This is a genomic window from uncultured Novosphingobium sp. (assembly GCF_964277725.1).
GTDB lineage: Bacteria > Pseudomonadota > Alphaproteobacteria > Sphingomonadales > Sphingomonadaceae > Novosphingobium > Novosphingobium fluoreni.
On record NZ_CAXYKL010000134.1, the window covers coordinates 1 to 4,211 of the forward strand.

Here is a 4,211-nt window from a genome sequence, read left to right on the forward strand (position 1 = left end):
CGGCTCACCCGCCTTGTAGGGGAGAGCGACGGCGCGATAGAGTGGGATGACAACCACGAGCCCGCGCGTGCGGGCGAGGTGCTTTTGCTCGATCCCGACGCGCAGAGCCTCACCGCCGTGAGCGACGCAGGATATGCGGTTATCGAACAAAGTACGATCGACGATCTGGGCATCGCCTATGCCCGGTTGTCCATCCCGCACGGCCAAAGCTTGCCGCGCGCGCTCAAGACATTGCGCGCAGCAGCCCCTGGGCATGAGATCACGGCTGACCAGATCCATTTTCCTTCCGGTGCCGCATCTGCGCCAGCCCCTACGAAAGAGCCGGCCACGCCCCTACTTCGCGGTGGAACCGTTGGTGTGATCGATGGGGCGATTGCCGGGTCCGACCGAGTCGTCATGCAGCGTGGATTTGCCGTTGGTGCGCCAAAGGCCAGCAACCATGCCTCGGCCATCGCCTCGCTGCTCAAAGGCGCAGGAACAGCGCGGCTCTATTCCGCCGACGTCTATGGTTCGGACCCGGCCGGCGGCAACGCGCTCGCCATCGCACGCGCCGTGGGTTGGCTGACCGGGCAAGGTGTGCGCGTCGTCTCGATCAGCCTGGTTGGCCCAGCCAATCCGCTGCTTTCACGTGCCGTTGCAGCGGCGCAGGCCAAGGGCACCGTGATCGTCGCTGCAGTCGGCAACGACGGACCCGCCGCTCCGCCGGCCTATCCCGCTTCCTACACGAATGTGATTGCGGTGACCGGCGTTGATGGCCGCGGTCGCGTTCTGATCGAGGCTGGCCGCGCCACCCATCTCGACTATGCAGCGCCAGGCGCGGATATCACCGCCAAGGTGCCGGGCAAGGGGCAGGTGAAGCTGCGCGGGACCTCCTACGCCGCTCCGCTGGTGGCATCTCGCATTGCGGCCCGAATAGGCGGCGGCGCGGTAGCAGCACTACAAGGTGCCAACGGGGAGGCACGCGGCGCCTCCAAACGAACGGGGCGGGGCATCCTGTGCGCGACTTGTCGCGCCGGAACGTAGATACTCGACAAAAAAGTTCGCGCGCTACGGATGAAGTCCCGGGGGCCACCCGTTCCTCTCTCAGACGATCCCGAATGACAGCTGTCATCGGGAGTACGAGAAGGAACCGCGATCATGAACAAGCATCTTTTTAGCACCGGCCTGACTGCATTCGCACTCCTCGCAATGCCCGGCGTGGCTAACGCCCAATTGCTTGGCGGTGGATTTGGCGGCGCGATCGGTGGATCGCTGGGCGGGACGCTTGGTGGCAGCATCGGCTCGGCTGGCAGCACGCTCGACGGCGCGGGGAGCGGCATGGGCGAAATCGGCGTGTCGCGCGCCAGACGTTCGGTGGCTTCGGCAGTCAACGGCAGCGGCGAAGAGCACGTGCGCAAATCACGCCGTGATGCCGCCACCACGCCTGCTCCCGAGGGTTCGCCTGCCCGCAACGCCGCCGGAAACCTTGCCGGTTCAGTCCGGTCTACCGGCAGCGGCCTGGCCGACGGCATGCGCAGCCAATTGGACACGGTCGGCGGCAGCGCGGCGACGGCTGGCTCAGGTGCGGCTTCGGGCAGTATCGACCGCTCCACCGCCACTGGCTCCGCCTCCGGCAGCGGCTCGGCGAGCGGCAATCTCACCGGTTCGGTGCAGCCCACGCTTGGAGCGGTTTCGGGAACCGCCAGCGGTGCTCGCGATAAAGCGGCGCAGGCAGCTACTGACGCGAGCTCGCAAGCGGGCGAAACCGCTAACATCGCGCGCAGTACCGAGGCGCAAGGCTCTGGCAGCGGCGCGGCCGGAACCCAGGCGGGGCAGCACTCCATCTCCGGCTCCGGCTCCGCATCCGCATCACGCTCGACTTCTGGTGGATCGGTGAGCCTGGGCGGGAGCGCCAGCGGCAACTAACCGCCTAGATGATTTCAATATCGGCCCCGCACTTTCACCGAGTTGCGGGGCCGACCCGCCCGTGGGACATATGACGGCAGTCAGTATCGATAGTTTGCCGTTGCGGAACAATCTCAGCGCTTGAATGCCGAAGCCAGCGACATCGCGTCCACGGTGAACTTGAAGCCGACCACGAAGGCATCGTCGATGTGCCGCGTGCGGAACGGTGCGCCTGTCTGGTCGGGGTGGAGGATGTACTGAAGATTGGGCGATATCCGCAAGGCGGGGCCCAGTTGCGCGCCATACGCCAGTTCCATCATGTATTGGTTGCGCCGGACTCCGGGCGTGCCGCCGCCGAACACGCGTGCAGCATTCATGCGGGCGAGTGCGAGATCGCTGAAGCTCTGCTGGTTCATCACGAAGCCCAATGTGTCTTTGTCGCGGCCCTTGAAGGTGCCGGTCTGGAGCAAGCCCAGTTCCAGGAAGTGCCGTTCCTCAACACGACCCGATAAATTGGTCATCGCCACACCGAACAATGACAGGCCGCGTTCGCTTATGGGGTCAGGCCGCGTAAGCATCTGGTCGAACCGGACATAAATGCCCGAGCGCCCCTTGCGCTTGGCCGCCGGCCGACCGGAAATGATCGCGATGCCACCCTGATCGTCGCGCAAAGGATCGCTGTAGTCGCCGCGATCGAACCAGCCGCCCAGGATATAATGACGCGGTACTCGATCGGTCGCGAAATCGGTGCCGTAGCCGACTTCCCACGGGACAATTACGCCGGTGGCATTGCGCATCGAGAAGTTGAAGCCGTTGTCATTGGGCCGCTTGCGATCGGGATTGACTTCGTACACACCGACATGGGCAAATACTTGCGGTGTTAGGTTGAGCTTGGCGTGGGCCATCCAGCTAGATGCCGGAAAGTACGTGAAATTGCTGTTTTTGAAAACGAACGTCGGATTGCCGCAGGCGGAATTGGTCTGGAAGTTGCAATACAACGGCGAGCTCAGGAAATGGACATTCGCCTGGCTGCGGCCAGCCTCCACCGTCAGAGGGCCTAGCTTCTGCTCCCAGGTCAGGATGGCCAGGTGGGTGTTCTGCGTGCCGTAGATCTCTTGGACTGAGGTGTTGTTACCCAGCGCGATCGCGGCCAGATTCTCACCGTGCCGGTTGGTGACTGCGGCGTGGATCGTGGCACCGTCGATCCCGGCAATCTTCGCCATGTCCAGATCGGCGCCAACATAGACCTGGCCGGCGTAGGCAGCATCGCGGCGCAATCCGCCGCTAAGGTTGCTCGCCGCCTCGCCCGTATAGCTGAGCGACAAGGTGATGCCCTGGTCTGCGAGCGGCTGCCACTGAGCGCTCTCTGTCACCTTCGGCAAGGTCGGGGGCGGTGCGTCCTGCGGTGTGGGATTGTCCTGTGCCTGTGCCAACGGGGCGCATAGCGCCATGACCGCCGCTAGCGAAGCTGCGGCAAGCTTGGCCTTTTTCATTTGTCGTCTCCTGAGTTCGCTTAAGCCTGCGCAGCCATGACTGAGGCGATCGGACGCTTGAGAATGCCGAGCAGCACGGCACTGATCAGCGTTCCGGCGACGATCGCGACAGCGTAGGCGATCAGGTGGGTCACCGCGCCGGGGATCGGCAGCACAAATACCCCGCCATGCGGGACGCGCAGTTCAACACCCGCAGCCATCGAGATCGCGCCGGTAATCGCCGAGCCCACCATCAGCGCGGGGATCACCCGAAACGGATCGCGCGCGGCGAAGGGAATTGCGCCCTCGGTAACGAACGCCAGGCCCAGCACGGCCGCGGCGCTTCCCGCCTCGCGCTCCTCGGCGGTGAAGCGGTTGGCGAACAAGCGGGTCGCGAGAGCGACGGCCAGCGGCGGTGTCATTCCGGCTGCCATGGTCGCCGCCATCGGTGTATAGACCTGGCTGGCGATCAGCCCGACCGAGAAGGCATAGCTGGCCTTGTTGACCGGACCACCCATGTCGAACGCCATCATCGCGCCCAGGATCAGCCCCAGCAGGATCGCGCTCGATCCCTGCATGGCGCGCAGCCATTCGGTAAGGAAAGCCAGCAGTGCCGCAACCGGCGTACCGACAGCGTAGATCATCAGCAGGCCGGTCAGCACAGTGCCCAGCAACGGCAGGATCAGCACCGGCTTCAGGCCCTGCAGATTCTTGGGCAGTTGAATCGCCCGGTTAAGCCCGGCAACGCCATAGCCGGCGATAAATCCGGCAACGATACCGCCCAGGAAGCCTGCGCCGAGATTGGCGGCGATCATGCCGCCGATCATGCCTGGCGCTATGCCGGGGCGGTCGGCA

The 4,211-nt window shown here is 64.6% G+C and carries 4 protein-coding genes; 2 read left to right on the forward strand and 2 right to left on the reverse strand.

The features are described 5' to 3' along the window. On the forward strand, positions 1 to 1,023 hold a 1,023-nt coding region (locus ACHWRX_RS07900; protein ID WP_394658774.1), incomplete at its 5' end, for a S8 family serine peptidase. 114 nt (positions 1,024 to 1,137) lie between these two features. Next, positions 1,138 to 1,905, forward strand: a complete 768-nt coding sequence (locus ACHWRX_RS07905) for a hypothetical protein (RefSeq protein WP_394658775.1) — start codon at positions 1,138 to 1,140, stop codon at positions 1,903 to 1,905. 113 nt (positions 1,906 to 2,018) lie between these two features. On the opposite strand, the gene ACHWRX_RS07910 is transcribed toward ACHWRX_RS07905, so the two are convergent. After that, a complete protein-coding gene (locus ACHWRX_RS07910) occupies positions 2,019 to 3,377 on the reverse strand; it encodes a carbohydrate porin (protein WP_394658776.1) in 1,359 nt (452 codons plus the stop codon). Between the two features lie 20 nt (positions 3,378 to 3,397). Beyond that, a partial coding sequence (locus ACHWRX_RS07915; protein WP_394658777.1) for a PTS fructose transporter subunit IIC occupies positions 3,398 to 4,211 on the reverse strand: 814 nt, incomplete at its 5' end.

Bases quoted from the DNA above. Each gene is read 5' to 3' on its own strand.
- ACHWRX_RS07910 (WP_394658776.1), bottom strand. From the start codon at position 3,377: ATGAAAAAGGCCAAGCTTGCCGCAGCTTCGCTAGCGGCGGTCATGGCG.
- ACHWRX_RS07905 (WP_394658775.1), top strand. From the start codon at position 1,138: ATGAACAAGCATCTTTTTAGCACCGGCCTGACTGCATTCGCACTCCTC.